This is a genomic window from Nocardioides secundeburneus, assembly GCF_039939255.1.
Classification (GTDB): Bacteria; Actinomycetota; Actinomycetes; order Propionibacteriales; family Nocardioidaceae; genus Nocardioides.
Genome location: NZ_JBDUUE010000001.1, coordinates 686,432 through 712,713, shown reverse-complemented (window position 1 = coordinate 712,713; position 26,282 = coordinate 686,432). Strand labels below are relative to the sequence as shown.

Annotated in this window: 25 protein-coding genes; 8 read left to right on the top strand and 17 right to left on the bottom strand. The window is 72.5% G+C overall.

Annotated elements, in window-relative coordinates:
* Positions 1-33 precede the first annotated feature (33 nt).
* The 3 genes from ABFT23_RS03220 to ABFT23_RS03210 all read right to left on the bottom strand — a co-directional run bounded on the left by ABFT23_RS03220 (position 34) and on the right by ABFT23_RS03210 (position 2,916).
* On the bottom strand, positions 34-1,617 hold the full coding sequence (locus tag ABFT23_RS03220) for a GMC family oxidoreductase (RefSeq protein ID WP_347892542.1): 1,584 nt from the start codon (positions 1,615-1,617) through the stop codon (positions 34-36).
* Positions 1,618-1,629: 12 nt separating this feature from the next.
* Positions 1,630-2,085 (bottom strand): hypothetical protein, encoded by a 456-nt coding sequence (locus ABFT23_RS03215; RefSeq protein WP_347892541.1) that lies wholly within the window; start codon positions 2,083-2,085, stop codon positions 1,630-1,632.
* Between the two features lie 69 nt (positions 2,086-2,154).
* The gene (locus ABFT23_RS03210) at positions 2,155-2,916 is read right to left on the bottom strand and encodes an IclR family transcriptional regulator (protein ID WP_347892540.1); all 762 of its coding nucleotides are present in this window, start codon (positions 2,914-2,916) and stop codon (positions 2,155-2,157) included.
* Positions 2,917-2,999: 83 nt separating this feature from the next.
* Here ABFT23_RS03210 and ABFT23_RS03205 point away from each other — a divergent pair, with 83 nt between their 5' ends.
* Entirely contained in the window at positions 3,000-3,320 is a 321-nt protein-coding gene (locus tag ABFT23_RS03205) for a putative quinol monooxygenase (RefSeq protein WP_347892538.1), read from the top strand.
* A gap of 210 nt (positions 3,321-3,530) precedes the next feature.
* Entirely contained in the window at positions 3,531-4,352 is an 822-nt protein-coding gene (locus tag ABFT23_RS03200) for a DUF222 domain-containing protein (protein WP_347892537.1), read from the top strand.
* Here the strand turns inward: ABFT23_RS03200 and ABFT23_RS03195 are convergent, their stop codons facing one another.
* From ABFT23_RS03195 to ABFT23_RS03160, 8 genes are all read right to left on the bottom strand, one after another.
* Positions 4,353-5,120, bottom strand: coding sequence for a glucosamine-6-phosphate deaminase (locus ABFT23_RS03195; protein ID WP_347892535.1), 768 nt, complete (start codon positions 5,118-5,120; stop codon positions 4,353-4,355). It lies immediately after the preceding gene.
* On the bottom strand, positions 5,120-6,004 hold the full coding sequence (locus ABFT23_RS03190) for an N-acetylglucosamine 6-phosphate deacetylase (RefSeq protein WP_347892534.1): 885 nt from the start codon (positions 6,002-6,004) through the stop codon (positions 5,120-5,122). The genes ABFT23_RS03195 and ABFT23_RS03190 overlap by 1 nt, the downstream gene beginning before the upstream one ends.
* Positions 6,001-6,900, bottom strand: a complete 900-nt coding sequence (locus tag ABFT23_RS03185; protein WP_347892533.1) for an ROK family protein — start codon at positions 6,898-6,900, stop codon at positions 6,001-6,003. Before ABFT23_RS03185 ends, ABFT23_RS03190 begins: the two co-directional genes overlap by 4 nt.
* Complete coding sequence (locus ABFT23_RS03180; protein ID WP_347892531.1) at positions 6,897-8,267, bottom strand: glycoside hydrolase family 3 N-terminal domain-containing protein; 1,371 nt, start codon at positions 8,265-8,267, stop codon at positions 6,897-6,899. Before ABFT23_RS03180 ends, ABFT23_RS03185 begins: the two co-directional genes overlap by 4 nt.
* On the bottom strand, positions 8,264-9,220 hold the full coding sequence (locus ABFT23_RS03175) for a carbohydrate ABC transporter permease (RefSeq protein ID WP_347892530.1): 957 nt from the start codon (positions 9,218-9,220) through the stop codon (positions 8,264-8,266). The genes ABFT23_RS03180 and ABFT23_RS03175 overlap by 4 nt, the downstream gene beginning before the upstream one ends.
* Positions 9,217-10,188, bottom strand: coding sequence for a carbohydrate ABC transporter permease (locus tag ABFT23_RS03170; protein ID WP_347892529.1), 972 nt, complete (start codon positions 10,186-10,188; stop codon positions 9,217-9,219). Before ABFT23_RS03170 ends, ABFT23_RS03175 begins: the two co-directional genes overlap by 4 nt.
* A 91-nt stretch (positions 10,189-10,279) precedes the next feature.
* Positions 10,280-11,590, bottom strand: coding sequence for an extracellular solute-binding protein (locus tag ABFT23_RS03165; RefSeq protein ID WP_347892527.1), 1,311 nt, complete (start codon positions 11,588-11,590; stop codon positions 10,280-10,282).
* Positions 11,591-11,681: 91 nt separating this feature from the next.
* A complete protein-coding gene (locus ABFT23_RS03160) occupies positions 11,682-12,821 on the bottom strand; it encodes an ROK family transcriptional regulator (protein WP_347892526.1) in 1,140 nt (379 codons plus the stop codon).
* A gap of 67 nt (positions 12,822-12,888) precedes the next feature.
* Here ABFT23_RS03160 and ABFT23_RS03155 point away from each other — a divergent pair, with 67 nt between their 5' ends.
* Positions 12,889-13,170: a DUF427 domain-containing protein gene (locus ABFT23_RS03155; RefSeq protein WP_347892524.1), complete on the top strand. Its 282-nt coding sequence runs from the start codon at positions 12,889-12,891 to the stop codon at positions 13,168-13,170.
* A 48-nt stretch (positions 13,171-13,218) separates the two neighbouring features.
* On the opposite strand, the gene ABFT23_RS03150 is transcribed toward ABFT23_RS03155, so the two are convergent.
* The 3 genes from ABFT23_RS03150 to ABFT23_RS03140 form a co-directional block, all read right to left on the bottom strand.
* Positions 13,219-13,539: an AzlD domain-containing protein gene (locus ABFT23_RS03150; protein WP_347892522.1), complete on the bottom strand. Its 321-nt coding sequence runs from the start codon at positions 13,537-13,539 to the stop codon at positions 13,219-13,221.
* Complete coding sequence (locus tag ABFT23_RS03145) at positions 13,536-14,228, bottom strand: AzlC family ABC transporter permease (protein ID WP_347892520.1); 693 nt, start codon at positions 14,226-14,228, stop codon at positions 13,536-13,538. The genes ABFT23_RS03150 and ABFT23_RS03145 overlap by 4 nt, the downstream gene beginning before the upstream one ends.
* Before the next feature lie 90 nt (positions 14,229-14,318).
* Positions 14,319-14,447 carry a hypothetical protein gene (locus ABFT23_RS03140; protein WP_347892518.1) on the bottom strand — a complete coding sequence of 43 codons (129 nt, stop codon included), beginning with the start codon at positions 14,445-14,447 and terminating at the stop codon, positions 14,319-14,321.
* A 341-nt stretch (positions 14,448-14,788) separates the two neighbouring features.
* Between ABFT23_RS03140 and kdpA the strand changes: the two genes are divergently transcribed.
* Genes kdpA through ABFT23_RS03115 form a run of 5 tightly spaced genes read left to right on the top strand, consistent with a single transcriptional unit; the run spans position 14,789 to position 22,331 of the window.
* Complete coding sequence (kdpA, locus tag ABFT23_RS03135) at positions 14,789-16,465, top strand: potassium-transporting ATPase subunit KdpA (protein ID WP_347892516.1); 1,677 nt, start codon at positions 14,789-14,791, stop codon at positions 16,463-16,465.
* Positions 16,462-18,474, top strand: coding sequence for a potassium-transporting ATPase subunit KdpB (gene kdpB / locus ABFT23_RS03130; RefSeq protein ID WP_347892514.1), 2,013 nt, complete (start codon positions 16,462-16,464; stop codon positions 18,472-18,474). Before kdpA ends, kdpB begins: the two co-directional genes overlap by 4 nt.
* 10 nt (positions 18,475-18,484) lie before the next feature.
* The gene (kdpC, locus tag ABFT23_RS03125) at positions 18,485-19,096 is read left to right on the top strand and encodes a potassium-transporting ATPase subunit KdpC (RefSeq protein ID WP_347892513.1); all 612 of its coding nucleotides are present in this window, start codon (positions 18,485-18,487) and stop codon (positions 19,094-19,096) included.
* 8 nt (positions 19,097-19,104) lie between these two features.
* Positions 19,105-21,639: an ATP-binding protein gene (locus ABFT23_RS03120; protein ID WP_347892511.1), complete on the top strand. Its 2,535-nt coding sequence runs from the start codon at positions 19,105-19,107 to the stop codon at positions 21,637-21,639.
* Positions 21,636-22,331 carry a response regulator transcription factor gene (locus tag ABFT23_RS03115; protein ID WP_347892509.1) on the top strand — a complete coding sequence of 232 codons (696 nt, stop codon included), beginning with the start codon at positions 21,636-21,638 and terminating at the stop codon, positions 22,329-22,331. The genes ABFT23_RS03120 and ABFT23_RS03115 overlap by 4 nt, the downstream gene beginning before the upstream one ends.
* Positions 22,332-22,484: 153 nt before the next feature.
* On the opposite strand, the gene ABFT23_RS03110 is transcribed toward ABFT23_RS03115, so the two are convergent.
* The 3 genes from ABFT23_RS03110 to ABFT23_RS03100 form a co-directional block, all read right to left on the bottom strand.
* Positions 22,485-23,984: a TolB family protein gene (locus tag ABFT23_RS03110; RefSeq protein WP_347892507.1), complete on the bottom strand. Its 1,500-nt coding sequence runs from the start codon at positions 23,982-23,984 to the stop codon at positions 22,485-22,487.
* A 23-nt stretch (positions 23,985-24,007) separates the two neighbouring features.
* Complete coding sequence (locus ABFT23_RS03105; protein ID WP_347892505.1) at positions 24,008-24,400, bottom strand: DUF4446 family protein; 393 nt, start codon at positions 24,398-24,400, stop codon at positions 24,008-24,010.
* Positions 24,401-24,589: 189 nt separating this feature from the next.
* Positions 24,590-26,242 carry an MFS transporter gene (locus ABFT23_RS03100; RefSeq protein ID WP_347892503.1) on the bottom strand — a complete coding sequence of 551 codons (1,653 nt, stop codon included), beginning with the start codon at positions 26,240-26,242 and terminating at the stop codon, positions 24,590-24,592.
* Positions 26,243-26,282: the final 40 nt, after the last annotated feature.

Here is a 26,282-nt window from a genome sequence, read left to right as displayed (position 1 = left end):
TCCCCGGACGGCGTCCTGCTGCGGCCGGGTCGCTCAGAGATCGCCCTTCGCGAGCCGCTCGGCGATGTGCTCGGCCTGGCGGATCGCCAGGGCGACGATCGTCAGGGTCGGGTTGGCGGCCGCACCGGTGGTCATGACCGAGCCGTCGCTGACGAACAGACCAGGCACGTCGTGCGCCTCGCCGAACGCGCCGAGGACGCCGTCCTCGGGGCGGGCACTCATCCGGCACGTGCCGAGGTTGTGGGTCGCCGGGTAGGGCGGCGTGTGGTGGGTGCCGGACGCGCCGACCGCCTCGTAGAGCATGTCGGCGCGCTCGTAGCCGTGCGTGCGCATCGCGACGTCGTTGGCGTGGTCGTCGAAGTGCACGTCGGGCACGGGCAGGCCCCACTGGTCGAGCACCGCGGTGTTGAGCGTGATCCGGTTGGTCTCCTGCGGCATGTCCTCGCCGACGATCCACATGCCCGCCGTGTTGGCGTAGGCCTCCATCACCTCGGTGAACTCCCGACCCCACAGCCCCGGGTCGACGAAGGCGGCCAGGAAGGCCGGTCCGAGCGACAGCGTCTCCATGTAGTAGCCGCCGACGAACCCGCGGCTGGTGTCGAGGCGTGACTCGTCGGCGATGATGCCGGCCATCGTCTCCCCGCGGTACATGCGCACCTCTCGGTCGAACCGGCCGTAGACCGAGCCGGTCAGGTGACGCATGTAGTTGCGACCCAGCTGACCCGAGGAGTTCGCGAGACCGTCGGGGTGCAGCGAGGTGGCGCTCATCAGCAGCAGGCGCGGCGTCTCGATCGAGTTGCCGGCCACGACGACGACCGAGGCGGCCTGCCGGTGCAGGTTGCCGTCGCTGTCGAGGTAGAGCACGCCGTTCGCACGGCCGGCGGCGTCGTGGGTGACCTGCACGGCCTGGCACTCGGTCCGCAGGTCGCAGTTGCCCGACTCGACGGCACGCGGCACCTCCCGGACGGCGGTGCTCCACTTCGCCGTCGACTTGTCGCCCTGGAAGTTGAACCCGTCCTGGACCGAGGCCGGTCGACCGTCGTACGGCTCGGCGTTGGTGCCGTAGGGACCGGTGGCGTAGTAGCGGTAGCCGACCTTCTCGGCGCCGTTGGCGAAGACCTTGTAGTTGTTGTTGGCCGGCAGCGCCGGCCGACCGTGGCGGTGGGTCGAGCCGATCGCCTTCTCGGCGCGGTCGTAGTACGGCGCGAGGTCGGCGAGCTCGATCGGCCAGTCGAGCAGGTTGGCGCCCTCGACCTCCCCGTAGTAGGTCCGGGTCTTGAACTCGTGCTCGTTGAACCGCGGCGTCGCGCCGCTCCAGTGGGTGGTCGAGCCGCCGACCGCCTTGACGATCCAGGCCGGCAGGTTGGGGAAGTCCTTGGTGATCCGGTAGCCGCCGGACGTCGTGCGCTTGTCGAGCCAGGCCATCTGGTTGAAGGCCGCCCACTCGTCGTTCTCGTAGTCGTCGGGCTTGAGCCAGGGCCCGGCCTCGAGGACGACGGACTTGATGCCCTTCTGGGCGAGCTCGTAGGCCGTCGTCCCGCCACCGGCCCCGGAACCGACGATGACGACGACCGCCTCGTCCTGGGCGATCGGGTTGCCGTGCTGCTGCGTGGTCATCTCGTGCTCCTCTCAGGCCGAGGCGGGCTGGTCGGCGTCGGCGACGGGCTGGAAGGGCTCGGGGCCGTCGTACTCCTCGATCCGGGGATCCGGGAGCCAGTCGAGGTCGTCGAAGCCGCGCTCGAGGTAGCCGCCCTTCTCGAACGACGAGCCCTCGTAGCCGAGCAGGTCCCAGACCTCGTGGTCGTCGTAGAGGGTGGTCACGGCGACGCCACGGACGAAGACGAAGAACTCGGCGTCGGCAAGCTCGCGCAGCTGCTTCTCGTCGGTCTCGGGGTCGCCGGTCAGGTCGAGGGTCGCCAGCCCGCTCTCGAGGGCGAGCCGGTGCCAGAGGTCCTCGTCGAGCTGGGCCAGGATCGTGTCGGCGGTCCGCTCGTACGGCCCGTCCGGGAACGAGGGGTGCGGGTAGGCAGCACGCAGCAGCTGGACGAGGGCCGGTTTGAGGTCGGGGCGGGACGGATCGGTCAACGGAGCCTCCGGTGGTCGGTAGTGACGGCGGTCACGTTGCCACCGGTCGGCCGACCAGGCGCAGGGTCGTTATCGGCGGGCGAGAACCGCGTTCTGGAAGTGCCGCCCGATGCGGGCCGCCGTGTCACGTAGCGCCCGTTCGACCTCGCTCCGTCCGTGCGACAGTCGCGCCTCCGGTGCGCTGATCGCGACCGAGCCGACGAGCTGTCCGGCCGTTCCGCGCACCGCGGCAGCGGCGCAGGTGGCGCCGTCCTGGAACTCGCCGAACTCCCAGGCGACGCCGCGCTCGGCCACGGTGCCCAGCTGCTCGAACAGGTCGGCGTGGGTCGTGATCGTGCCGGGCCCGAAGCGCGGCATCGGCTCGGGGTCGAGCATCCGGCAGCGCTCGACGTCGTCCATCCACGCCAGCAGGATCTTGCCGAACGCGGTGGCGTGGGCCGCCTCGTGGAACCCGAAGTCGAGGGGTTCGAGCCGCGGGCACTCCGGGCTGTCCGCGGTGAAGACCACGACGATCTGCGACCCGCGGTGCACGGCCAGGTAGGCCGCCGTGCCGAGCTGCTGGTGCAGCGCGACGACCTCGGCCCGGACCTGGCGGCTGACCCCGATCTGCTCGTGCAGGCTGACGCCGAGCGAGTGCAGCTTGTAGCCGAGCTCGAACCGCTTGTCCTCGCGGATGTGGACGAGGTAGTCGCCGTCGAGGAGCTCGCGCACGAGCCGGTACACCGTCGCCAGCGGGAGACCGGTGGCGTCGGCGATCTCCTTCGCCGTGGCCCCTCCGCGCGCCGAGACGGCCTCGAGGATGTCGAAGGTGCGGGCCACGGAGCCGGACATGAGGCCGAATGTAACCCCCGGGTTATCAACCGGCGAGAGGACGGGGTGGTGGCCGTCACGTCGTCGCTGGCAGAGTCGCGGCCATGATCCTCATCGTCGTGAAGTGGAAGATCAAGCCCGAGCACGCTGACGCCTGGCCCGAGCTGTCGCGCGAGTTCACCGAGGCCTCGCGAGCCGAGCCCGGCAACAAGTTCTTCGAGTGGTCGCGCAGCCTCGACGACCCGAACCAGTACGTGCTCATCGAGGCGTTCGACGACGACGCGGCCGGAACGCACGTCAATTCCGACCACTTCAAGAAGGCACAGGCCGAGCTGCCGCAGTACGTGCAGGAGACGCCTGAGATCCGCAACTGGCAGGACCAGCCGGAGGAGTGGCACCGCTTGGGCGAGTTCGAGGTCAGCTGACCCGTCGTCGCGCCAGGTCGCCGCCCGCCGGGGAGACCTGTGGAAACGTCCACGAACCGTCCACAGGACGCGTTTCGACGACGTTGTCCACAGGCTCCTCCGAGGAGCACGCGAGATGTCCGGGGCCGGTGCTGCCATGGCGGCATGACTACTTCGACGACATCCCACGCCAGATCCCTCTCAGCTCGGTCGCCCGAGCGCAACGCCGTCGTGACCTTCGTGCACGCCACCCGGGTCCGGGCAGCCACCCTCGCCGACGTCGACCTCGACTCGCTCGATGCCGCGGCCACCGAGTCGCTCGTCGCCTCCGTCGCCGCGCTCGAGAACCAGGTCGCCGAGCTGAAGGCCCGCGCGGTCGGCCGAGCGCGAGATCTCGGACTCCCCCGCGCATCGGGCACCCGGTCCACCGCGGTGTGGCTGGCCCGGCACACCCGCATCGAGCCGGCAGTGGCTCGGCGCACCACGAGGCTCGCCGACTCGTTGCGAGCGCGCCCCGACCTGCGCCACGCGATGTGCGTCGGCGCCGTCAACCTCGACCAGGCTGTCGCGATCCGCGCGTCACTGCGCACGTTCGAGCGGGCCTCGATCGACCCAGCGGTCGTGGAGCGCCACCTGGTCGAGCAGGCGTCGCTGTGCAACGTCGGGGCGCTCCGCGACCTGGCCCGGCAGGCGCTCGACGACGCCGACCCGGCGGGTGCCGCGGCGCGGCGCGCGGCCGAGCACCATGCACGGCAGCATCGAGCCACGGGCACGACCCGGTTGTCGATGTACGACGACGACGGACGCACCCACGGCCGCTTCATCCTGCCGGTCGAGAAGGGCCACCAGCTCCGCGCGGCCCTCGAGAGCCTCGTCGAGCCGGGCCGTGCCGCCACCGATACCGAGGCACAACGCACGCCGGACGCCGAAAGCCTCGGCCGGGCCTTCGTCCAGCTGCTCGAGGGCTCCATCAGGAGCAGGCGGGTGAGCGACCTGCTGGACGCGCCGAGGCGACTGCGCGATCGTCGACGCCGGCCCGCACCCGCGGCGTAGTCACAGGCCCTGCCAGTCGGGCTTCCCGGCGTAGACCTCCGCGTAGTGCTCCCACCGGGCCAGCTGCGAACCGGCTGCTCGGTCGACGAGCACCGTCGCGTGCGGGTGCAGCTGGAGCACGGAGGCCGGACAGCCGGCGCTCAAGGGTCCCTCGACCGCTGCCGCGATCGCCGCCGCCTTGCCCTCACCGGTGGCGACGAGCAGGAGGTGGCCGGCATCGAGCAGCGTGGCCAGGCCCTGGGTCAGTGCGTGGCGCGGCACCTCGTCGATCGAGGCGAAGAACCGGGCGTTGTCGCGGCGGGTCTCCTCGGTCAAGGTCTTGATCCGGGTTCGCGACGCCAACGACGAGCCGGGCTCGTTGAAGGCGACGTGACCATCCGATCCGATGCCGAGCAGCTGCAGGTCCACCCCTCCGGCCGCGCGGAGCCGGTCCTCGTACGAACCGCCGGCAGCGGGCAGCAACGACGGGTCGGGGCCGTGCACCCGACCCGGGTCGATGCCGAGCGCGTCGGTGACCTCCCGGCGGATCGTCGCGCGGTACGACTGCGGATGATCGGCCGGGATGCCGACGTACTCGTCGAGGAGGAACACCGTGACCCGGCCGTACGAGACGGCGCGCCGACCCACCAGCTCGTCGTAGGTGGGCACAGGGCTCGAGCCGGTCGCGAGCCCCAGCACCGTGGCCGGCTTCGCACGAACCTGCGCCTCGATCACGTCGGCGGCGACGGACGCGACGGCGGCCGGGTCCTTCAGGGGAACGACCTCCATCAGACGCTCACCTCCATCACGCGTTCCATCAGTCGCCGTGGGGTCGAGGTCGCCGTCGCCGTGGCCTCGTGCGGCGTGCATCCGGTGAGCTGCTCGAGCAGGGCGAGGTTGCGCGGCAGCGACGAGGCGGCGCCGGCGAGGGTCCCGTCGTCGAGCCGCACCGCGCCGTCGGTGTGCACGACCTCCTGGTCACCGAGACGGGTGCGGCCGTCGGGAAGCCCGAGGGCCGCCGTCGCGTCGGTCACCGACACGAAGCGCTCCGGCCCGAGCACCCGCCAGGCCAGTCGCACCAGCTCGGGAGCCAGGTGGTGGCCGTCGACGATGACGCCGCAAACGAGCCCCAGGTCGAGCGCGGCCAGCGCAGCCCCGGGGTGGCGAGGGGTGCCGAACGACATCGCGTTGAACAGGTGCGTCGCCGCGGTGGCGCCCGCCGCGGCCGCGCGCCGCACGTCGACGGCGTCCGCATCGGTGTGCCCGATGGCCACGACGACCCCCGCCCCCGTGAGGTGCTCGATGAGCTCGATGGCCCCTGGCAGCTCCGGCGCCAGGGTCACCATGGCGACGCCCGCCGACCTCGTCCATCCCTCGACCACCCGTGGGTCGGCCAGCCAGCGCGACGGATGGGCACCACGACGACGAGTTGCGATGAAGGGCCCCTCCAGGTGGAGCCCCCATGGCTCGGCGCCGACGTACCCGGGCGGTGGTCCGGCCGCGAGGGCGGCCAGCGCCCGCGCGGGGACGGTCGGATCAGCGGTGATGACCGTCGGGAGCCAGGCCTCGACGCCGAAGGCCGGCAGCAGCGCCCCGACCTCCCACAGCCGCTCGGGCTCGCTGGTCAGGTCGATGCCACCGGCACCGTTGACCTGGAGGTCGACCAGCGTCATCGGTCGACCCTTCCGAGCAGGGCGGCGCCGACGGCGGCGACCGGGATGTCGCTGGGAACGACCGAGATGCGCTCGGCCAGACCGAGTACCGAGAGGAACGCCGAGTCCCGAGCCTGGTCGCGCAGGGCTCGGCGCACCACCTCGGCCAGGGGTTCGCCGAGCTGGGCCACGCCACCGCCGAGGACGACGTGGTCGACGTCGACGGCCAGGCACAGCATCCGGACGGCGGCGGCGATGCCGCCGGCCAGCGCGTCGCGCACGGCGAGGGCGTCGGTGTCCCCGGCCTCTGCGGCGGCGAAGAGTGCCACAGCCGGAGGGCGCACCGCGCTGGGCCAGGCTCGGGCAACGGCCGAGCCGGAGGCGATGGTCTCGAGGCACCCGACCTGCCCGCACTCGCAGCGTCGACCGGCCGGGTCGACGGGCACGTGTCCGATCTCGCCGGCGGCAGCGTGCACCCCGCGACGCAGGACGCCGTCGAGGACCAGGCCGGCCGCGAGCCCGGTGCCGACACTGATGAGCGCGAGGTCACGGGCACCCGTGGCCTCGGCGGCGCCGAGGGTGGCGGCGTTGACGTCGTTCTCGAGCACGACCGGGTGGTCGAGACGATCGGCCAGCAGGTCGCGCAACGGAGCCTGGTCGTCGAGGCCGAGGTTCACGGCGTGCTGGACGCTGCCGGACGCCACGTCGACGAGTCCCGGCACGCCGACCCCGATGGGGCCGCGCGGTGACGCCCCGGTCGCGTCGCGGAGCGCGTCGACGACCTTCGCCGCCGTGGCCACGACGCCGTCCACCCCCTGGGCCGACGGTTCGCGGACCTGGGCGATGACTCGGCCGGAGTCGTCGAGGACGACGCCCAGCACCTTGGTCGCGCCGATGTCGAGTCCGACCCGGTTCATCGGAGCAGCTCCGTGAGGACGGCGTAGACCGGGCGGGAGCAGCCGTGCGTGACGACGCGTGGCCCCCGGTTCCAGGGTCCGGGCCAGCCGAGCTCGACGACCACGGGCGAGCCGAGCCGGTCGAGCAGGTCGAGCACGGCGGGTTGACGGTGGGCGTCGCGGACCTGGGCCACGAGGGGTCGACCGGCAGCAGCGGCGAGCACGACTCCGGCGTCGGCCCCGGGCTCGACGTCGAGGTCGGCGGGCAGGCCCCACGGCACGTCGCCGACGGCGATCGTGGCGGGAGTGGTCACGCGGATCAGGAAGGCATCGGTCAGGTCGGGCAGGTCGCCCTCGATGCTGATCGCGCGTCGTGCCCCGGCCACCAGGGCGTCGGCGTCGACCTGCAGGTCGCTCGTGCCGTGTCGGCGCAACGATGCCGCGCGTCGCGCCGCCTCGCTCAGGCGCTCCGCCGGCAGACGACCCGAGTCGACGGCGGCGACGATAGCGGTGGCCGTCGCGCGGACGAGATCAGGCGCGAGGTCGGCGCCCAGGCAGAGCAGGTCGGCTCCGGCGACGAGTGCCTCCACGGCTGCCTCGGGGATGCCGCCGTCGACCGAGGCGCCGGCCATGTCGAGGGCGTCGGTGACGATGACCCGGTCGGGACCGATCCGCTCGCGCAGGAGCGCATTGACTGCCGGGCTCAGGGTCGCCGGGCGGTCGGGGTCGATGCTGGGGACGACGAGGTGACCCGTCATGACCGCGTCGCAGCCGGCCTCGATCGCTGCCGCGAAGGGCACCAGCTCACGGCCGGCGAGGGTCTCGGCGTCGACCGGGAGGACCGGCAGCGCGAGGTGACTGTCGACGTGGGTGTCGCCGTGACCGGGGAAGTGCTTGGCACAGGCGGCGGCACCGGACTCGCGGAGCCCGGTGACCCAGGCCGCGACGTGCTCGGCGACCGCCCCGGGCGCGGTGCCGAAGCTGCGGGTGCCGATGACGGGGTTGTCGACGTCGGAGTTGATGTCGGCCACGGGCCCGAGACACAGGTCGATGTCGAGCGCTCGCAGCTCGGAGCCGACGCCGGCGGCGCAGGTGCGGGTGAGGACGACGTCGTCGACGGCGCCCAGGCTCGCTGCGCCGAGCACGGGCGAACCACTCGGGTCGTGGGCATGCAGGCGGGTCACGTCACCACCTTCCTCGTCGACGGCGACGACGAGGCCGGGGTCGACCGCGCGCAAGCCCGCCAGGACCGCGCGCACGTCGCCAGAGGTGTTGGCGCCGAACAGGCACAGGCCCCCGAGGCCCTCCCCGACCAGCTCGGCGACCTCGGCGTCGAGCGTCGCGAAACCGGGCATGAGCACGGCCAGGGCCTCTCGGTGCAGGCTCATCCCTTCACCGCTCCGGATGTGAGGCCGGCGACCATGCGGCCCTGGACGATCATGAAGAAGATGATCACCGGGATCGCGATCAGGGTGGAGCCGGCCATGATCGCTCCCCAGTCGGTGCCGCGGTTGACGTCGGAGAACGTGGTGAGCCACACCGGCAGGGTCTTCTTCTCGTCGCTGGTCATGGTGACCAGCGCGAGGGTGAACTCGTTCCACGACTGGATGAAGGCGAAGACGCCGGTCGCCACCAGTCCCGGGGCGAGCAGCGGGAAGGTGATGCGGAAGAAAGCGCCCAAGCGGCTGCAACCGTCGATCATCGCGGCCTCCTCGAGCTCGGCCGGGAGGCCGTTCACGAAGCCGCGGAGGACCCAGATGGTGAACGGCAGGACCGCGGCCACGTAGAGGAGGGTGAGGCCGCCGACGGTGTTGGTGAACCCGGCGCCGTCGAGCATCTTGTACTGGCTGATGAACAAGCCCTCCGCCGGGACCATCTGCACGACCAGGAGCGCGACGACGAAGCTCGTGCGCCCCCGGAACCGGAAGCGGGACAGCGCGACCGCGGCGAGGAAGGCGAACACGATGGCGATCGCGACGGTCGCGACGGTGACCGTGAGGCTGATCCGCATGGAGTCGAGGAAGCGCCCGTCCTCGAAGATGCGGCGGTAGTTGTCGAGGGTGCCCCCGAACGGGTGCCAGACCGGCTCCGGACCGTTGATGTCCCGGCGCGGGCGGAACGAGGTGGAGATCATCCAGTAGACCGGGAAGACGAACAGCACGACGAGTCCGAGGCCGACCACGTTGCTCGCGACCCGCGACGAACGGGACCCGCGCGAGGCCGCGCCGCCGGACGTCGAGCCCGGCTTGCCGCCACGCTTCGAGCGACGCTTCGTCGCGGTCGCGCGGCCGGTCGCCGAGCCGTCGCGGCCCAAGGGCCGCGAGGTGGTGGTGGCGCTCATGACTCACGCTCCTCTCGCAGCATGCGCACGACGTAGGGCGCGGTGAGCACGACGGTCAGGGCGAGCATGAAGATCGCGGCCGTGGCCGCCGTCCCGAACTCCCCCTCGCTGATGCCCGAGCGATAGATGTAGGTACCGAGCAGGTTGGTCTCGCGGGTCACGCCGCCGGCTCCTTGCAGCTTGTAGATCTGGGTGAACACGCGCAGGTCCCACACGATCTGCAGGAGCGCGACGACGAGCAGGACCGGGCGGATGCCCGGGAGGAGCACGTGGCGAAGACGCTGCCAGGCCCCCGCGCCGTCGACCTCGGCGGCCTCGACGACGTCGTCCGCGACGCCGAGCAGGGCTGCGTGCAGCGTGAACGCGACGAACGGCACGCTCATCCAGACCACCACGAGGGTGGCGACCAGGAAGAACGACAGCGGGTCGATGAGCCAGGAGTGGCCCTGGTAGTCGCCACCGAGCCGGGTGAGCAGCCAGTTCACGACGCCGTACTGGCTGTCGAAGAGCCACTCCCAGACCGTGACGGCCGAGATCACCGGCATCGCCCAGGCCAGCAGGAGCGCCGACTGCACCATGAGCCGCACCGACCGGGACATGGAACGGAGGAGCAGCGCGATCGCCAGACCGATGACCAGGGTCAGACCGGCGTTGACGAGACAGAACGCGACCGTGCGGAAGACGAGCGTCCACAAGTAGGAGTCGGCGAGCAGCGCCCGGTAGTTGTCGAGCCCGACCTGCTCGGCCGGGGCGCCGAACTGCTGCTCGAGGCCGAAGTCCTGGAACGACAGGGCGACCTGCCGGACGAGGGGATAGCCCAGCGCCAGGGCGAGCGCGGCGAGGGCCGGGACCATCAGCACGTACGGCGTCAGTCCACGCAGTCCACGAGGCCGTCGGCGACGCGGTGCGCCGCCGGGCGCCTCGGGTAGCGGCACCACTGGCGCCTCCGGGGTCACGACGAGGGCCACGATCCCTCCCCTTCCTCTCTCGTCCTGCTCGGTCGTCGGCCGGGACCGGGCGTCTCGGCCCCGGCGCCCGGGTGGTGTCTGACGGTGGGGGTCAGCTGTTCAGCTGCTCCTCCATGGCGTCGTCGGCTTCCTTCGCGAGCTCGGCGACGTCGCCACCGTTGGCGATCTCGACGAACAGGTCCTCGAGGATCCGGGCACCTTCGACCTTGGCCCAGCCCGGTGCGGCCGGGGTGAGCTTGGCGTTGCTGGCCGCCGCGATGGTGGCGGTGGCGAACTGGTCGTCACCGAGGAGGTCGGCGAGCGAGGTGCGGGCCGGGGTGAGGCCGTTCTCGGCGAGGATGGTCTGGTAGCCGTCACTCAGCATGATCGCGACGGCCTCGTCGGCGAGGTCCTGGTTGGGCGAGTTCTTGGCGACGGCGATGTTCGAGCCGCCGAGGAGGACCGGTGCGGGCTGGCCGTCGCTACCGGGCAGGGCGAAGACGCCGATCTTGTCCGCGAGCTCGGGGCAGCCGGCCTCGGCGTCCTCGATCAGGCCGTTGACCCAGCCGGGGGCGGACATCATGCCGACCTCGCCCGCACAGAACGGGATCTGCGGGTCGGTCTCGTTGCCGTCCTTGGCGGCTCCGGAGGCCTGCTGCATGAGGTCTTGGACCTGTTGGAGGCCTTCCTGTGACTCCGCGGTCTCGAGCTGGCCCGACCACGAGCCGCCGTCCTCGGTGGCGATCTCGCCGCCGGCGTTCCACACGAAGGTGACCGCGTTGCGCCAGTCCTGGCCCGGGAACCAGAAGCCGCTGAAGTTGGCCGGCTTCGGGTTGTCCTCCTTGAGCGTCGCGGCGGCGTCGACGAACTCCTGCGTGGTGGTCGGCACCGCGAGGCCGGCCTTGTCGAAGAGGTCCTTGCGGTAGAAGACGTACTTGCCACCGGCGTAGTAGGGCACGGCGTAGGTCTTGCCCTCGTAGCTCCCGGCATCGACGAACCCCGGCAGCAGGTCGTCGCCGCCGAGCTCGTCGAGCTGGTCGCTCAGGTCGGAGAACGCACCGGCAGCGGCGAAGGTCGCGGCCTGGGTGTTGCCGATCTCGACCACGTCGGGGGTCTCGGTCTTGCTCGACAACGTGGTGGTCAGGCGCTCGACGAGGCCCTCCCACTGCTGCTCCTCGATGGTGAGGGTCGAGCCGGGGTTCTCCTTCTCGAACTCGGTCTTGAGGTAGTCACGCGCAGCCTGCGGGGTGTCGGCGCCGTTGAGCCAGACGCGGATGTCGGCCGTGGCCGGGCCGCCGTCGGCCTCGCCTCCCTCGCCGTCGCCGTCGTCGGATCCGCATGCGGCGAGGGAGAGGACGACCAGGGCCGCCGTACTGATGCCAGCCAGAGACCGCCGCAGCGATCGGGTGTGTGAAGTGCGCACCTCGGGACTTCTTTCTCTTGCTCTTGCGGGACGGGAGGGTGGAGCACGGTGGGAGCGCGGCAGGACCGCGAGAGGGTGGGCCAGGGGCGGGTCAGGAGACGCCGAGCACGCCGGCCAGGACCAGGACGGTCGCCCCGGCGAGGACGACGTCGTCGCCCAGGGTCGAGGTGCGTACCCGCAGCTCGTCGGCGGTGACGGGCATGGTGCGGGCATGGATCGTCGTCTCGACGGCGGAGCGCAGCGGGCCGTCGAGCAGCTCCGGCGGGCCGGAGAGCACCAGCTCGTGCAGGTTGAGCGTGGCGACGACCGGGGCGAGCGCCGCGCCGAGGCGGCGGCCGGTCGACTCGAGGACTCGCCGCTCACGGCGGGCGTCGCTCTCGGCCTCGGCGAGGCGACGGCGCAGGTGCGGGACGGCGAGCAGGGTCTCGAGGCAGCCGCGGCGTCCGCACGCGCAGGGTTGGCCGCTGGGGTCGACGACGACGTGGCCGATCTCGCCCGCGGCGGCGCGGTGGCCGTGGAGGAGGGTGCCTTCGAGGATCAACCCGGCACCCACACCGGTGCCGACCCGGAGCACCATGAGGCCACCGCCCTCGGCACCGCCGAAGGTGTGCTCGCCGAGGGCCGCGGCGTTGGCGTCGTTGGCGACGTGGACCGGCAGACCCGTGCGCTCGCCCAGGTCGGCGGCGAGCGGCTCGGCCTCCCAGCCCAGGTTCGGGGCCTCGAGCACGGCGCCGAGGGCGTCGACGACACCCGGGCTGCCGATGCCGACACCGAGCACGGGGACGGTGGCGGCGGCGACGAGGTCGTCGACCAGGCTCCGCACCAGCGCCGTCGCGTCTGCTCCGACGCGGGAGTCGAGCGGGCGGTCGTCACGCGTGACCACGGTGCCGGAGAGGTCGACGAGCGCACCCGAGACGCGATCGTCGGGCGAGAGGTCGAGGGCCACGACGTGGGCGGCCTGGTTCGCGATGCCGACGAGCATGGGCGGCTTGCCCACCCGCGCCTCGGCCGGTGCCCCGAGCTCGGTCACGAGGCCCTCGGTCATCAGCTCGGCGATCAGGTCGGACACCGTCACCCGGGTGAGGCCGGTCGTGCGGGCCAGGTCGGCCCGGCTGGCCGCGCCGTCACGGAAGAGGCGCTGGAGCAGCAGCGCCCGGTGGTGGCGACGAGCATCCTCTTGCAGGAGCTTGCCGCTCGGCCTGAGCTGGCGGCCTTGCGTGGCGTGGGTCACGTTTGTTAGTCCAACGCACTAACAAATCTCTGTCAAGGCTTCACGCCCTACGAACTACGATCGCAGCATGCGCGCGATCTGGCACGACATAGTCATCGCCGAGTCCGACGACACGGTCGTCGTCGAGGGCAACCACTACTTCCCGATCGGCTCGGTCGACGGCTCGGTGCTGCGACCGTCGAGCACGACGACGCACTGCCCGTGGAAGGGCGACGCCTCGTACTACTCGCTCGAGGTCGACGGCGAGACCAACGCCGACGCCGCGTGGTTCTACCCCGACCCCCTCCCGGCCGCTTCGTCGATCACCGACCGCGTGGCGTTCTGGAAGGGCGTCGAGGTCACCGACTGAGCCGATCGGTCGGCGAGGCGGTCGACCCGGCGGGGATCCCCAGTCGGCTCAGAAGAGGGCCCGCAGCACCGCGGTGACGACGACGGCGACGCCGGCGCACACCACCAGCGGCACGCGCAGGAGAAGCAGCGCGGCGGCGACCCCCACCCCGACCGTGTCGGCCCCGGCGCTCCAGCGGTCTCCGTCGGAGAGGACGGCGGTGGCGACGAGCGCGGCCAGGAGGGCCGGCGCCATCGCCGCGATGACACCGTTCGCCCACCGCGGCAGGTCGCGGCCACCCACGAGGGCCGGGCCGGCGGCCTTGAGCGCGGCGGTGATGAGGGCCAGCGCGCCGATGACGAGCCAGAGCTGGCCCTCGCCGAGCGTCATGCCGCCTCGGTCGGTGTCGGGTCGGCACCGAGCCCGACCAGGGCCGCGACCGCGGCCGCCAGCACGGGCACGCCCGGAGGCGTGAAGGGCACCAGGGCCAGGGCGATCGCGGCACCGAGTGCGGCGGCGACCCGACCGCGCGGCCGGCCGAGCTCGGCGAGCAGGATGCCGACGAAGAACGTGGGGAAGAGCGCGTCGAGCCCGTAGCGCTCGATGTCGCCGAGCAGGTCTCCGGCGAGCGCGCCCACGATGCTGCCGATCACCCAGGCGACGTACTGCGGGACCGTCGTCCCGAGGAGGAGGCCGCGGTCGAAGGTGCCGTCGCCGCGGTTGGCGAGCGCCCACGACGAGTCGACCATCGCCTGCCCCTCGACGGCGCGCCGGAGCGGGCCGCCCGGGATCGAGGGCGCGACGGCGATACCCATGGCGAGGAAGCGCGAGTGCATGAGGGTGGCCGCACCGAGGGCCGCCGGCACGCCGCCGCCCGCCGTCAGCACCGACAGTGCCGCGAACTGCGCGGACCCGGCGAAGACGAGCGCCGAGGTCACGACCGCCTGGAGCACGGTGAACCCCGCCTGCACCGCGACGACGCCGAACGACAACGACAGGACCCCGCTGACGGTCGCGTAGGGCAGCCCCAGTCGCAGCCCTCGCCGGAACGCCGTCCGGTACGCGTCGGCCTCCTCCACGCCTCGAGGATAGGGACGGCGTCCGCCGGCCCGACGGCGCGCCCGGTCGACTCCCCGGTCGGCCCAGACCGACCCGGGGCCCGACAGACGTCAGACGAGGGCGAGCCGGGCGCAGCCGGAGATGATCGCGGTCAGCACCACGGCCAGGAGCAGGAGCCAGGGACCGCCGGACTCGACGGCCACCGACCGGGGACGGGACGACGGCGAGATGCTCTTCATGGACTCATCGTGCGCCGGGCGGTGCCTGCCGTCACGAGTCCTGACGCGTTCCTGACGCCGCACGGCCAGATCCTGACGCGCGGCATCGAGGGCGCTCGTCGCGCCCGTCCGGACGCGACCCCGGTGATCAGTGACGCAGGTCATCGACCCGGAAGAGTGGCGTCAGGAGCGGGCCGGACGCCGTCAAGGAACCGTCAAGGACCCGCTCCACGACCGGCGGGCAGCGGTGCCATGGAGCACGTGAACGATGTCATCTACGTGCTGACGACGGTGGCGGTCTTCGTGCTGCTCGCCCTCCTCGTCGGCCTCCTCGCCGGCCGGCTCGACCGGGCGGGTGACGAGTGAGCGAGCTCGCCCCGGCCCTCGGCCAGATCCTCGTCCTGGTCGCCCTCCTCGCCCTGACCGTGCCACTGCTCGGGCGCTGGCTGGCCCACCTCTACACCTCCGACAAGCACCTCGCCGTCGAGCGCGTGACCTACCGCCTGCTGCGGGTGGACGCCGACGCCGACCAGCACTGGCGCTCCTACGCCGGCTCGGTGCTCGGCTTCTCGCTCGTCGGCGTGCTCGCGCTCTACGCGCTCGGCCGCCTGCAGCAGCACCTGCCCCTGTCACTCGGCTTCTCCGCACTGCCCGCCGACGGCGCCTTCAACACCGCCATCTCGTTCGTGACCAACACCAACTGGCAGTGGTACTCCGGCGAGGTCACCGTCGGCAACCTCATGCAGATGACCGGGTTGACGGTGCAGAACTTCGTCTCGGCCGCCGTCGGCATGGCCGTCGCCGCCGCCTTCGCCCGAGCCCTGGCGAAGCGCAAGATCGACCCCGCCGGCGCCGGCCGGGTCGGCAACTTCTGGGCCGACCTGGTCCGCGGCACCTACCGGGTGCTGCTCCCGCTCTCGGTCGTCGCCGCCGTCCTGCTCGTGCTCACGGGCGTCGTGCAGAACCTCGCCGACCACCACGTGCTCACCACGCTCACCGGTGGCGACCAGACCCTCACCACCGGGCCGGTCGCCAGCCAGGAGGCGATCAAGCAGCTGGGCACCAACGGTGGCGGCTTCTTCAACGCCAACTCCGCGCACCCCTTCGAGAACCCGAACGCCGTGAGCAACATGATCGGCATCTACACCATCCTGCTGATCCCGTTCGCCATGGCGTGGGCCTTCGGCATCATCGTCGGCGACCGGCGCCAGGGCGCCGCGGTGCTCGCCGTGATGGCGCTCCTGCTGTCGATCTCGATCGCCCTGCTCACCTGGGCCGAGATGGCCGGTCCCGGCACCGCTCCCCAGCTCGCGGGTGGTGCGATGGAGGGCAAGGAGACCCGGTTCGGGACGGCGGGCTCCGCACTGTGGGCGGCCGTCACGACGGCGACGTCGACGGGCGCGGTCAACTCGATGCACGACTCGCTGACGGCGCCCGGTGGCGGCGTGGCGTTGTTCAACATGATGCTCGGCGAGATCATCCCCGGCGGCGTCGGTTCCGGCCTCTACGGCATGTTGATGCTGGCCGTCGTCACCGTGTTCCTCTCCGGCCTCATGGTCGGCCGCACGCCGGAGTACCTCGGCAAGCGCATCGGGCAGAAGGAGATCGTGCTCGTCGCCGGCTACGTGCTGACGACCCCGCTGCTCGTCCTGGTCGGTGGCGCGATCGCCATCACCGCCAGCGACGGCCTGGCCGGCCTGCAGGAGACCGGCCCGCACGGCCTGTCCGAGGTCATGTACGCCGTCACCTCGGCCGCGAACAACAACGGCTCCGCCTTCGGCGGACTGACGTCGGGCACCCCGTTCTGGAACACGCTGCTCGGACTGCTCATGCTGCTCGGCCGGTTCGTGCCGATGATCCTGGTGCTCGGGCTCGCGGGTCGTTACGCGAGCCAGGGTGTCCGCCCGGTCGGCAGCGGCACGCTGCCCACGCACAAGCCCCTGTTCGTCCTCCTCCTCTCGGGCGTCGCACTCGTCGTGGTCGGTCTGACCTTCGTGCCCGTGCTCGCCCTCGGTCCCATCGCGGAGTCGCTCTCATGACGGTCACCACCCCTACTCCCTCCTCGGGCGTCCTCACCGGCGCCCAGGTCGCCGAGGCGCTGCCCGGCGCGTTCAAGAAGCTCGATCCCCGTGAGCTGCTCGCCACCCCGGTGATGCTGGTCGTCGAGGTCGGCGCGGTCGCCACCACGGTGCTGTCGATCGTCGAGCCCAGCACCATGGGCTGGATCGTCACCGTCTGGCTCTGGCTGACCGTGCTGTTCGGCACCCTGGCCGAGTCCGTCGCCGAGGGTCGCGGCAAGGCCCAGGCGGCCAGCCTGCGCGAGCTGCAGACCGAGACCCCGGCCAACCGACGCCGTCCCGACGGCACCATCGAGTCGGTCGCCTCGACCTCGCTCCGCGCCGGGGACGTCGTCGTGGTCGTGGTCGGCGAGCGGATCCCCGGTGACGGTGACGTCATCGAGGGTGTCGCCTCGGTCGACGAGTCGGCCGTCACCGGCGAGTCGGCCCCGGTCATCCGCGAGTCCGGCGGCGACCGCAGCGCCGTCACCGGCGGCACCGTGGTGCTGTCGGACCAGATCGTCGTCCGGATCACCTCCGAGCCCGGCCAGGGCTTCGTCGACCGGATGATCTCCCTCGTCGAGGGCTCCGAGCGCCAGCGCACCCCCAACGAGATCGCGCTCAACGTGCTGCTGTCGGCGCTGACCGTCGTCTTCGTCGTCGTGTGCGCGACGCTGTGGTTCTACGCCGACTACAGCAACGCCGACGTGTCGATCCTGGTGCTCGTCGCGCTGCTCGTCTGTCTCATCCCGACGACGATCGGAGCGCTGCTCTCGGCCATCGGCATCGCCGGCATGGACCGGTTGGTCCGGCGCAACGTGCTGGCGATGTCGGGACGAGCGGTCGAGGCCGCCGGCGACGTCGACGTCCTGCTGCTCGACAAGACCGGCACCATCACCTACGGCAACCGCCGCGCCTCCGAGCTGCTCGCCCTCGACGGCGTCCCGGACGACGAGCTCGCCGAGGCCACGCTGCTCTCCTCGCTCGCCGACGAGACGCCCGAGGGTCGCTCGATCATCGACCTCATCGGCAGCAAGCCCGACGTCCCGGCCGGCGCCAGCTTCGTCGAGTTCTCGGCGACGACCCGCATGAGCGGCGTCGACGTCGGCGACCGCGAGGTCCGCAAGGGCGCCGCCTCCGCCGTCGCGGAGTGGGTCGGCACCACCGACCGCCAGCTCGACGACCTGGTCGCCCAGGTCAGCGGCACCGGCGGAACCCCGCTCGTCGTCGCGGAGAAGCGCGGCGGGCAGGCCCGCCTGCTCGGCGTCATCCACCTCAAGGACGTCGTGAAGGAGGGCATGCGCGAGCGCTTCGACGAGATGCGCGCCATGGGCATCCGCACGGTGATGATCACCGGTGACAACAGGATCACCGCCGAGGCCATCGCGAAGGAGGCCGGCGTCGACGACGTGCTCGCCGAGGCCACCCCCGAGGACAAGCTCGCCCTCATCAAGAAGGAGCAGCAGGGTGGACGCATGGTCGCCATGTGCGGCGACGGCACCAACGACGCCCCGGCCCTGGCCCAGGCCGACGTCGGCGTCGCGATGAACACGGGCACGACCGCGGCCAAGGAGGCCGGGAACATGGTCGACCTCGACTCCGACCCGACGAAGCTCATCGACGTCGTCGAGATCGGCAAGCAGCTGCTCATCACTCGCGGGGCGCTGACCACGTTCTCGGTGGCCAACGACGTCGCGAAGTACTTCGCGATACTGCCCGCGCTGTTCGTGACCGCGTTCCCGGCGCTCGACAAGCTCAACGTGATGCAGCTCAGCTCACCGGAGTCGGCGATCGTGTCGGCGGTCATCTTCAACGCCCTCGTCATCGTCGCCCTCATCCCGCTGTCGCTCAAGGGCGTGAGCTACAAGCCGTCGTCGGCCTCGTCGCTGCTGCAGCGCAACCTGTTGATCTACGGCGTCGGTGGGCTCGTCGCCCCGTTCGTCGGGATCAAGCTCATCGACCTCCTCGTCTCGCTGATCCCCGGCCTCTAAGGACCATCCGATGTTGAAAGAGATCTACGCCCTCGGCCGCTACAGCCTCGCCGGGCTGCGGGTGCTCATCGCCATGACCGTGCTGCTCGGCGTCGTCTACCCGCTCGTCGTCACCGGGTTCGCCCAGGCGGTCGTGCCGTGGCGGGCCAACGGTTCGCTGCTCACCGAGTCCGGCGAACACACGACCGACGTCGGCGACGCCGTCGGCTCGCAGCTGATCGGGCAGCTCGTCGACGACCCCACGCTGTTCCAGCCACGGCCCTCGGCCGCGGGCGACGGCTACGACATGCTCTCCTCCTACGGCTCCAACTACGGACCCGAGAGCCCGGACCTGATCGCCGCGATCAAGGAGCGCAAGGCCGAGGTGGCCGAGCGCGAGGGCGTGGCCGAGAGCGCGGTGCCGCCGGACGCCGTCACGGCGTCCGGGTCCGGCCTCGACCCGGACATCTCGCCGGCCTACGCCGCGCTGCAGGTGCCGCGCGTGGCCCGGGAGAACGGGCTGAGCGAGGACGAGGTGACCCAGATGGTCGCCGACGCCACCCACGGTCGCCCCCTCGGCGTGCTCGGTGAGCCGACCGTCAACGTGCTGCTGCTGAACATCGCCGTGCGGGCTGCGCGATAGTGGGTCCTGTGGAGTCGCGGCGCGGCCGGTTGACGGTCTACCTCGGTGCTGCGCCCGGCGTGGGCAAGACCTACGCCATGCTCGGCGAGGCCGAGCGGCGCGTGGCCCGCGGCACCGACGTCGTCGTCGGCTACGTCGAGACCCACGGACGGGCGAAGACCGAGGAGATGGTCGGCGACCTGGAGGTCGTGCCCCGGCGGCGCATCGAGCACCGCGGGACGACGATCGAGGAGATGGACACCGACGCCATCCTCGAGCGTCGTCCCGCCGTGGTGCTGGTCGACGAGCTCGCGCACACCAACGCGCCCGGGGGGCGGCACGCCAAGCGCGCCGGCGACGTCGAGGAGCTGCGCGCGGCCGGCATCGACGTCGTCACGACCGTCAACATCCAGCACCTGGAGTCGCTCAACGACGAAGTCGAGCGGATCACCGGCGTCCGGCAGCGCGAGACCGTGCCGGACGACCTCGTCCGCACCGCCGACGACATCCACCTCGTCGACATGTCGCCCGACGCCCTGCGGCGACGCATGGCCCACGGCAACATCTACCGGGCCGACCGCATCGACGCCTCGCTCACCTCCTACTTCCGCGTCGGCAACCTGACCGCGCTGCGCGAGCTGGCGCTGCTGTGGCTCGCCGACCGGGTCGACGACGCCCTCGGCGACTACCGCCGCGCCCACGACATCGAGCACCCCTGGCCGACCAAGGAGCGCATCGTCGTCGCGGTCACCGGCGGCGCGGAGTCCGAGACGCTGCTGCGTCGCGGGGCGCGGCTGGCGCAGCGCGCGTCGGGCTCGGAGCTGCTCGCGGTGCACGTGATCGCCTCCGACGGGCTGCGCAACCCCGACGAGGCCCGCATCGCCCGCGCCCAACAGCTCGTCGCCTCGCTCGGCGGCACGTTCCACTCGGTCGCCGGCGACGACGTCGCGGCCGCCGTGGTCGACTTCGCGACGGCGTCCAACGCCACGATGGTCGTCGTCGGCGTCTCCCGGCACGGGCGCCTGCGCAAGCTGTTCACCGGGACGACGGGCGACCGCATCGCCTCGCTGGCGGGCACGATCGACGTCCACCTGGTCACGCACGACCAGGCGGCCCGCGGCATCCGACGCCGGGCGATGCTGTCCTCGTTGAGCCCGCGACGCCAGGTGTCGGGCTGGGCGCTGGCGGTCGTCCTGCCGGTGCTGCTCACCCTCGTGCTGCAGGCCTTCGAGGACACCGACCAGCTGCCGCTCGCCGAGATGCTCCTGCTCGCCGGCGCCGTCGTGGTGGCCCTCGTCGGCGGGCTGCTGCCCGCACTGCTCGCCGCCCTCGTCAGCTTCGTGGCGCTGAACTGGTACTTCACCCCGCCGACGGGCCGGCTCACGATCAACGACGGCGCCAACGTGCTCTCCCTCCTGGTCTACGTCGCCGTCGCGGCCGGCGTCGCCGTCGTCGTCGACCTCGCCTCGCGACGCGGTGCCGACGCCGTCCGCGCCCGCACCGAGGCGGCGACGATGAGCTCGCTGTCGCGCTCGGTGCTGCACGGGCAGGACACGGCCGAGGCGATCGTCGAGCGGGTGCGCGAGGTGTTCGGGCAGCAGTCGGTCTCGCTGCTGACGCTCGGCACGTCCGGGTGGGAGGTGACGGCCTCGGCCGGGCCCGACCACGCGTGCACGCCCGACGCGGGCGACACCCGGGTGCGGGTCGACGACGAGCACGTCCTGTGCCTGCGCGGCGAGCCGCTGCGGGCCAGCGACCAGAAGGTGATCGAGGCGTTCGCCGTGCAGACCTCGCTGGTGCTGGAGTACCGCCGCCTGCGCGAGCGCGAGCAGCGGGCCGCCGCGCTCGAGGGGGCCGAGGCGACGTCGACGGCCCTGCTGCGCGCCGTCTCGCACGACCTGCGCACTCCGCTCGCCACCATGCGCGCCGCCGTGGACGGCCTGATCGGCAGCGAGGTCGACGACGCCGACCGCGAGCTGCTACACGAGTCGCTCGAGGCCTCGACCGACCAGCTCGAGACCCTCATCGACAACCTGCTCGACCTCTCGCGCCTGCAGACCGGACTGGTCAAGCCGGTGCTGCGCGACCGCAGCCTCGACGAGGTGCTGCCGCTGGCCCTCGCCGGCCAGCTGCCGGGCACCGTCGTGCTCGACGTCGACGAGCCGGCGCCCGTCGTCAGCACCGACGCGGGGCTGCTCGAGCGGGTGGTGGCCAACCTGGTCGACAACGCCGTCCGGGTCTCGCGCGGGGTGCCGGTGCGGGTGCTCGCCCACGTGCTGCCCGACCGGGTCGAGGTGATGATCGTCGACCAGGGGCCCGGCGTGCCGCCCGAGCAGCGCGAGCGCATGTTCGACGCCTTCCAGCGCCTGGGCGACACCTCCCCCGGCGGCATCGGTCTCGGCCTCGCGGTCGCCCGCGGGCTCGCCGAGGCGGTCGACGGCCGCCTCAGCGCCGAGGACACCCCCGGCGGAGGCCTGACGATGGTGCTCTCGCTGCCGCGCGGTGCCGACGCGGGCGCCGACCCGGGCGCCGACACCGAGGCGGACGTCGGGGTGGGCGCGTGAGCGGCACCGCGGCCCACAAGGTGCTCGTCGTCGACGACGAGCCGGCCCTGGCGCGCGCCCTGGCCATCAACCTGCGTGCGCACGGCTGGGAGGTCGTGACCGCCGCCGACGGCCGCAGCGCCCTCGACGCCGCCGCGACCACCCACCCCGACGTCGTCGTCCTCGACCTCGGCCTGCCCGACATGGACGGCACCGAGGTCATCGCGGGCCTCCGCGGCTGGACGACGGTGCCGATCGTCGTGCTCTCGGCGCGCCAGCACGGCGAGGACAAGGTCGAGGCGCTCGACCTCGGTGCCGACGACTACGTGACCAAGCCGTTCGCGATGAACGAGCTGATGGCCCGGCTGCGGGCCGCCGTCCGGCGCTCGCAGGAGGTGGCCGGACCGACCGAGTCGGTGGTCGTCGTCGGCGACCTGGCCATCGACCTGGCCCGCAAGCGCGTGGCCAAGGCGGGCGTCGACGTCCGGCTGACGCCGACGGAGTGGGCCTTCCTCGAGCTGCTCACGCGCAACCTCGGCCGGCTGGTGCCGCGCGAGCAGGTGCTGCGCGAGGTCTGGGGACCCGCCTACGAGCACGAGACCCACTACCTGCGCGTCTACGCCGCCCAGCTGCGCCGCAAGCTCGAGGACGACGCCTCGGCCCCGCGCCACCTGATCACCAGCGCGGGTCTGGGCTACACGCTCGAGCCGTGACGGCGTGCGCTGCTCCCGGGGCGCCGGGGCGCCGGGGCGCCGGGGCGCCGGGGCGCCGGGGCGCCGGGGCGTACCCGGTGCACCGGTACTCCCGACGTTCCCAGGGGTTGCAACACCTGAGAACGGTGCGCAGTCCCTGAGGAGCTCCGACCGTCAGCGGAGCCGGCGCAGGAACACCTCGGAGAACGAGTAGACCTCGAGGAACGTGCCGCGGGCCGTCTGGCCGGGCACGAGCGTGTCGTGCGAGCTGAACACGACGGCACTGCCGTCGGCCAGCAGGTCGTCGCCGTGCGACTCGTACTCGCTGACCGCGCCCCGGTAGCTGCGCGAGACCAGGGAGACCGCGCCGGAGGCGAGGGCGAGGAAGGCGTCGAAGCGGCTGCGGTCGGAGTAGCACTCCGCCTCGGACTCGCAGCGCTCGCCGTCGACGTCGTCGGCGGTCAGCGGGGCCTCGCTGGTGAGCAGCACGCGCGAGCCGTCGGCGCTCAGCGCCTCGAGGGTGGACGGCGCCGACCCCGGCCGGCCGTCACGCGCGGACAGCAGGGTGGTCGTGCCGGTGGCGAGGCGGTGACGGAAGACCTGGCGGTGGCCGCCCGCCGCGGCCTCGTAGGCGACGGTCGAGCCGTCGGCGCTGACCTGCGGGTGCTGCCCGGACGCCGCCACGACCCGCGTCGTCCCGCTCGTGCGGTCGCGGAGCAGGACCCGTCCGGCGTCGGCGAAGACCACCAGGCGGCCGTTGCCGCTGATGGACGGCGACGCGCCGCGGCCCAGGCGTGAGACCCGGCCGGTGCGACGGTCGCGCACCTCGACCCTTGTCGTCCCCGCGCCGCGGGCGGTGAAGGCGACGAACCGTCCGTCGTCGCTGATCGACGGCGCCGTCGCGTCCGTGCCGACCCGGGTGACCAGGTCGGTGCTCCGGTTCCACACGAAGACGTCGGGCTTGCGGTTGCGGTCGCCCTTCACGAGGTTGCCGGCGCGCGAGACGAACGCGACGACGCGACCGTCGCCGCTGATCGCCGGCTGGGTCGACGGTCCGGTCGCGGCATCCCCGCCGCGCGTGTGCGAGACGCGGCGGACGGCGCCGGTGCGGGTGTCCTTGAGGTACACGTTCGCGCGCCTGGTCGCGGCGGGCCGCGGCAACAGGTTCTGGGCGAGCGAGGTGAAGGCGACGTAACGGCCGTCGCTGCTCGCCGTGCCGTCGTACGAGCTGCCGTTGACCTGCGCGCCGCGGGCGGTGACCGACAGGCGTCGCGTGCTCAGCGCCGGCGCCGTGCCCGTGCCGCGCACGGTGCGCTCCTGGGTGCGGAGCTCGCCACGACCGACCCCGGACAGGCGGTAGCGGGTCGGTCCACCGGCGAGCTGGGTGAACCGGACGACGCCGCGGCGGCCCGAGAGGAGGGAGCGCCCGGCGAGCTGCCACCGGCCGTTGACCAGCACGTCGACGCGGACGTCGAGGTCGCTGGCCCGGTCGAGACGCAGCCGGGTGGTGACCGTCGTCCCGACGCGGGCGCGGGCGGGCACCTGCCACCGGACGCTGACCGGTGCTGCCCGATCGAGGGCCGGCGGCCCCGACGCCGAGGCGACGGGTGTCACGGGGGCCGCGAGGGCCAGGACGGCGAGGGCGGCCACAAGGGCGCCGAGACGGGCACGCACCGCTCGATGGTGCCACGGCGAGCTCAGGCGCGCGCGGCGCCGATCGCCTCGGACTCCTCCGGTGAGAGCTGCTGCTCGGACTTCCAGGTCGCGACGCTCTTGGCGTACGTGCGAGCCTCGCTGCGCCCGTGGATCGAGCTGACGACGACGCCGTCACCGCGGTCGTCGAGCAGCGCGAGGCTCCACGAGAGGTGGCCGCCGGTGTCGGCGTGCGCGTCGTAGCGGACGACGGCGAGGTGGCGGAACCCCAGCCCGGCCTCGGCCCGCAAGGCCGCCACCTCACGACGCAGCCCGACGACGTCGCCCGGCAGGTCGGAGCCGTCGGCCCGGGCCCGGGTGCGGCGCAGCACCTGGACCGCGACGGCGAGCGCCGCCGCCGCGAGCACGAGAGCCACGATCGCCAGCGCCAGTGCCATGCCCCGACCGTACGGGGCCGGACGGCGTGCGCGGCGGCGCAGCGCCGGGGCGACGTCGCTGGTCGAGGTGCGACGAGCCCTGGCGAGAAAGCCTCGAGACCCCTTGACCGTGGGCCCGGGTGCGTGGGGCCGGGTGCGTGGGGCCGGTGATCTCGAGGCTCGCTCCGCTCGCACCTCGATCAGCGTGGGTCAGGCCAGGTGCTTGCCCGGCTCCCCGGTGCGCACGTGCGCCCCGGCCGGCACCGGCTCGCCCTCACCCACGGCCGAGTCCTCGCCCTCCGGCGGTGCCTCGGGCGCCTCGCCCCGGGCGACGAAGTCCTTCTGCCGGATGAGCACGAACGAGACCACGGCGGCCACGAACGCGATGACGGCACCGATGGCGATGATGTGGTTGAGCGAGTCGACGAACGCGGTGGTGGCGGCGTCGAGGATCTGTGGGCGGGCCTCGGCCGGCGCGGCCTGGGCGACGGCCTGCACCTGTCCGCCGGTGACGGCGGCGGCGATGGCGTCGGACCGCCCGGCGACCGGGGTGCCGGCGAGCTGGTCGCGCACGGTGTCGGCGACCTGGTGGGCGAAGATCGAGCCCAGGGCGGCGATGCCGGTGGCGATGCCGACCTGGCGGAAGGTCGAGTTCACCCCGGACGCCATGCCCGAGCGGGCGACCTCGACGACGCCGACGGCGGTGGAGGCGAGCGGCGGGTTGATCATGCCGATGCCGACGCCGCACACGAGCAGGCCGGGGATCAGGTGGGTCCACTCGCCGGGGTCGCTCGACTCGGCGACGCCGAGCAGGAGCAGCAGCCCGACACCGAGCACGGTGAAGCCGGGGCCGATGAGCCACTTGACCGGGACGCGCTCGCTCAGCCGGCCGGCGAGGGCGGCGGCGAAGAACGACGTCCCGGACAGGAACAGGAACCGGACGCCGGTCTGCACCGCCGAGTAGCCAAGCACGTTCTGCACGTAGATGACCAGGTAGGCCAGCAGCGAAAAGATCGAGGCCGAGACGCCGAAGGCGGCGACGAGGCCACCGACGAAGGTCGGCTTGCGCAGCAGGGAGAGGTCGAACATCGGGTGCCGGGCACCGAGCTCGACGGCGAGGAAGACCAGCAGCAGGAAGCCGGACGCGCCCAGGCAGGCCACGACCCAGGACTCGCCGAAGCCGTCCTCGCCGGCGCGGATGAGGCCGTAGACGAGCAGGCCGAGCGCGCCGGAGAACGACAGGAAGCCGGCCCAGTCGGGCGCCCCGGCGCGCGGGTTGTGCGACTCACGCACCTTGAGGAACGTGATGGCGAGCGCGACCGCGCAGATGGGGATGTTGACGAAGAAGATCCAGCGCCAGCTGAGGCCGCTGGTCAGGACGCCGCCGAGCACCGGGCCGATGGCGACGGCGACGCCGGTGGTCGCACCGAACGCGCCGAAGGCGACGCCGCGGTCCTTGCCCGTGAACGCGGAGGCGAGCAGCGCGAGGGCGGTGGCGAACATCGCGGCGCCGCCGATGCCCTGGAAGGCACGGGCGGCGGTGAGCAGCGCGACGTCGCCCGCGAGCCCGCACGCCACCGAGCCGATCGTGAACAGCACGGTGCCGATCGCGAACACACGACGGCGTCCGTAGAGGTCGGCGAGCGAGCCCGCGGTCAGCAGCAGCGAGGCGAGGCTCAGGGCGTAGGCGTCGATCACCCACTGCAGGTCGGAGAGCGAGGCGTCGAGCTCGCTCTGGATGTCGGGCAGCGCGACGTTCACGATCGTGATGTCGAGCAGCAGCATGAAGACGCCGGTGCAGACGGCGACGAGCGTCCACCACTTCGGGTCGCGCGCGGCGGCGGGCGCGGTGCTGTCGGTCATGGGTTCCTCACGAGGTTAATCGTCACAGGGTGAATGATTA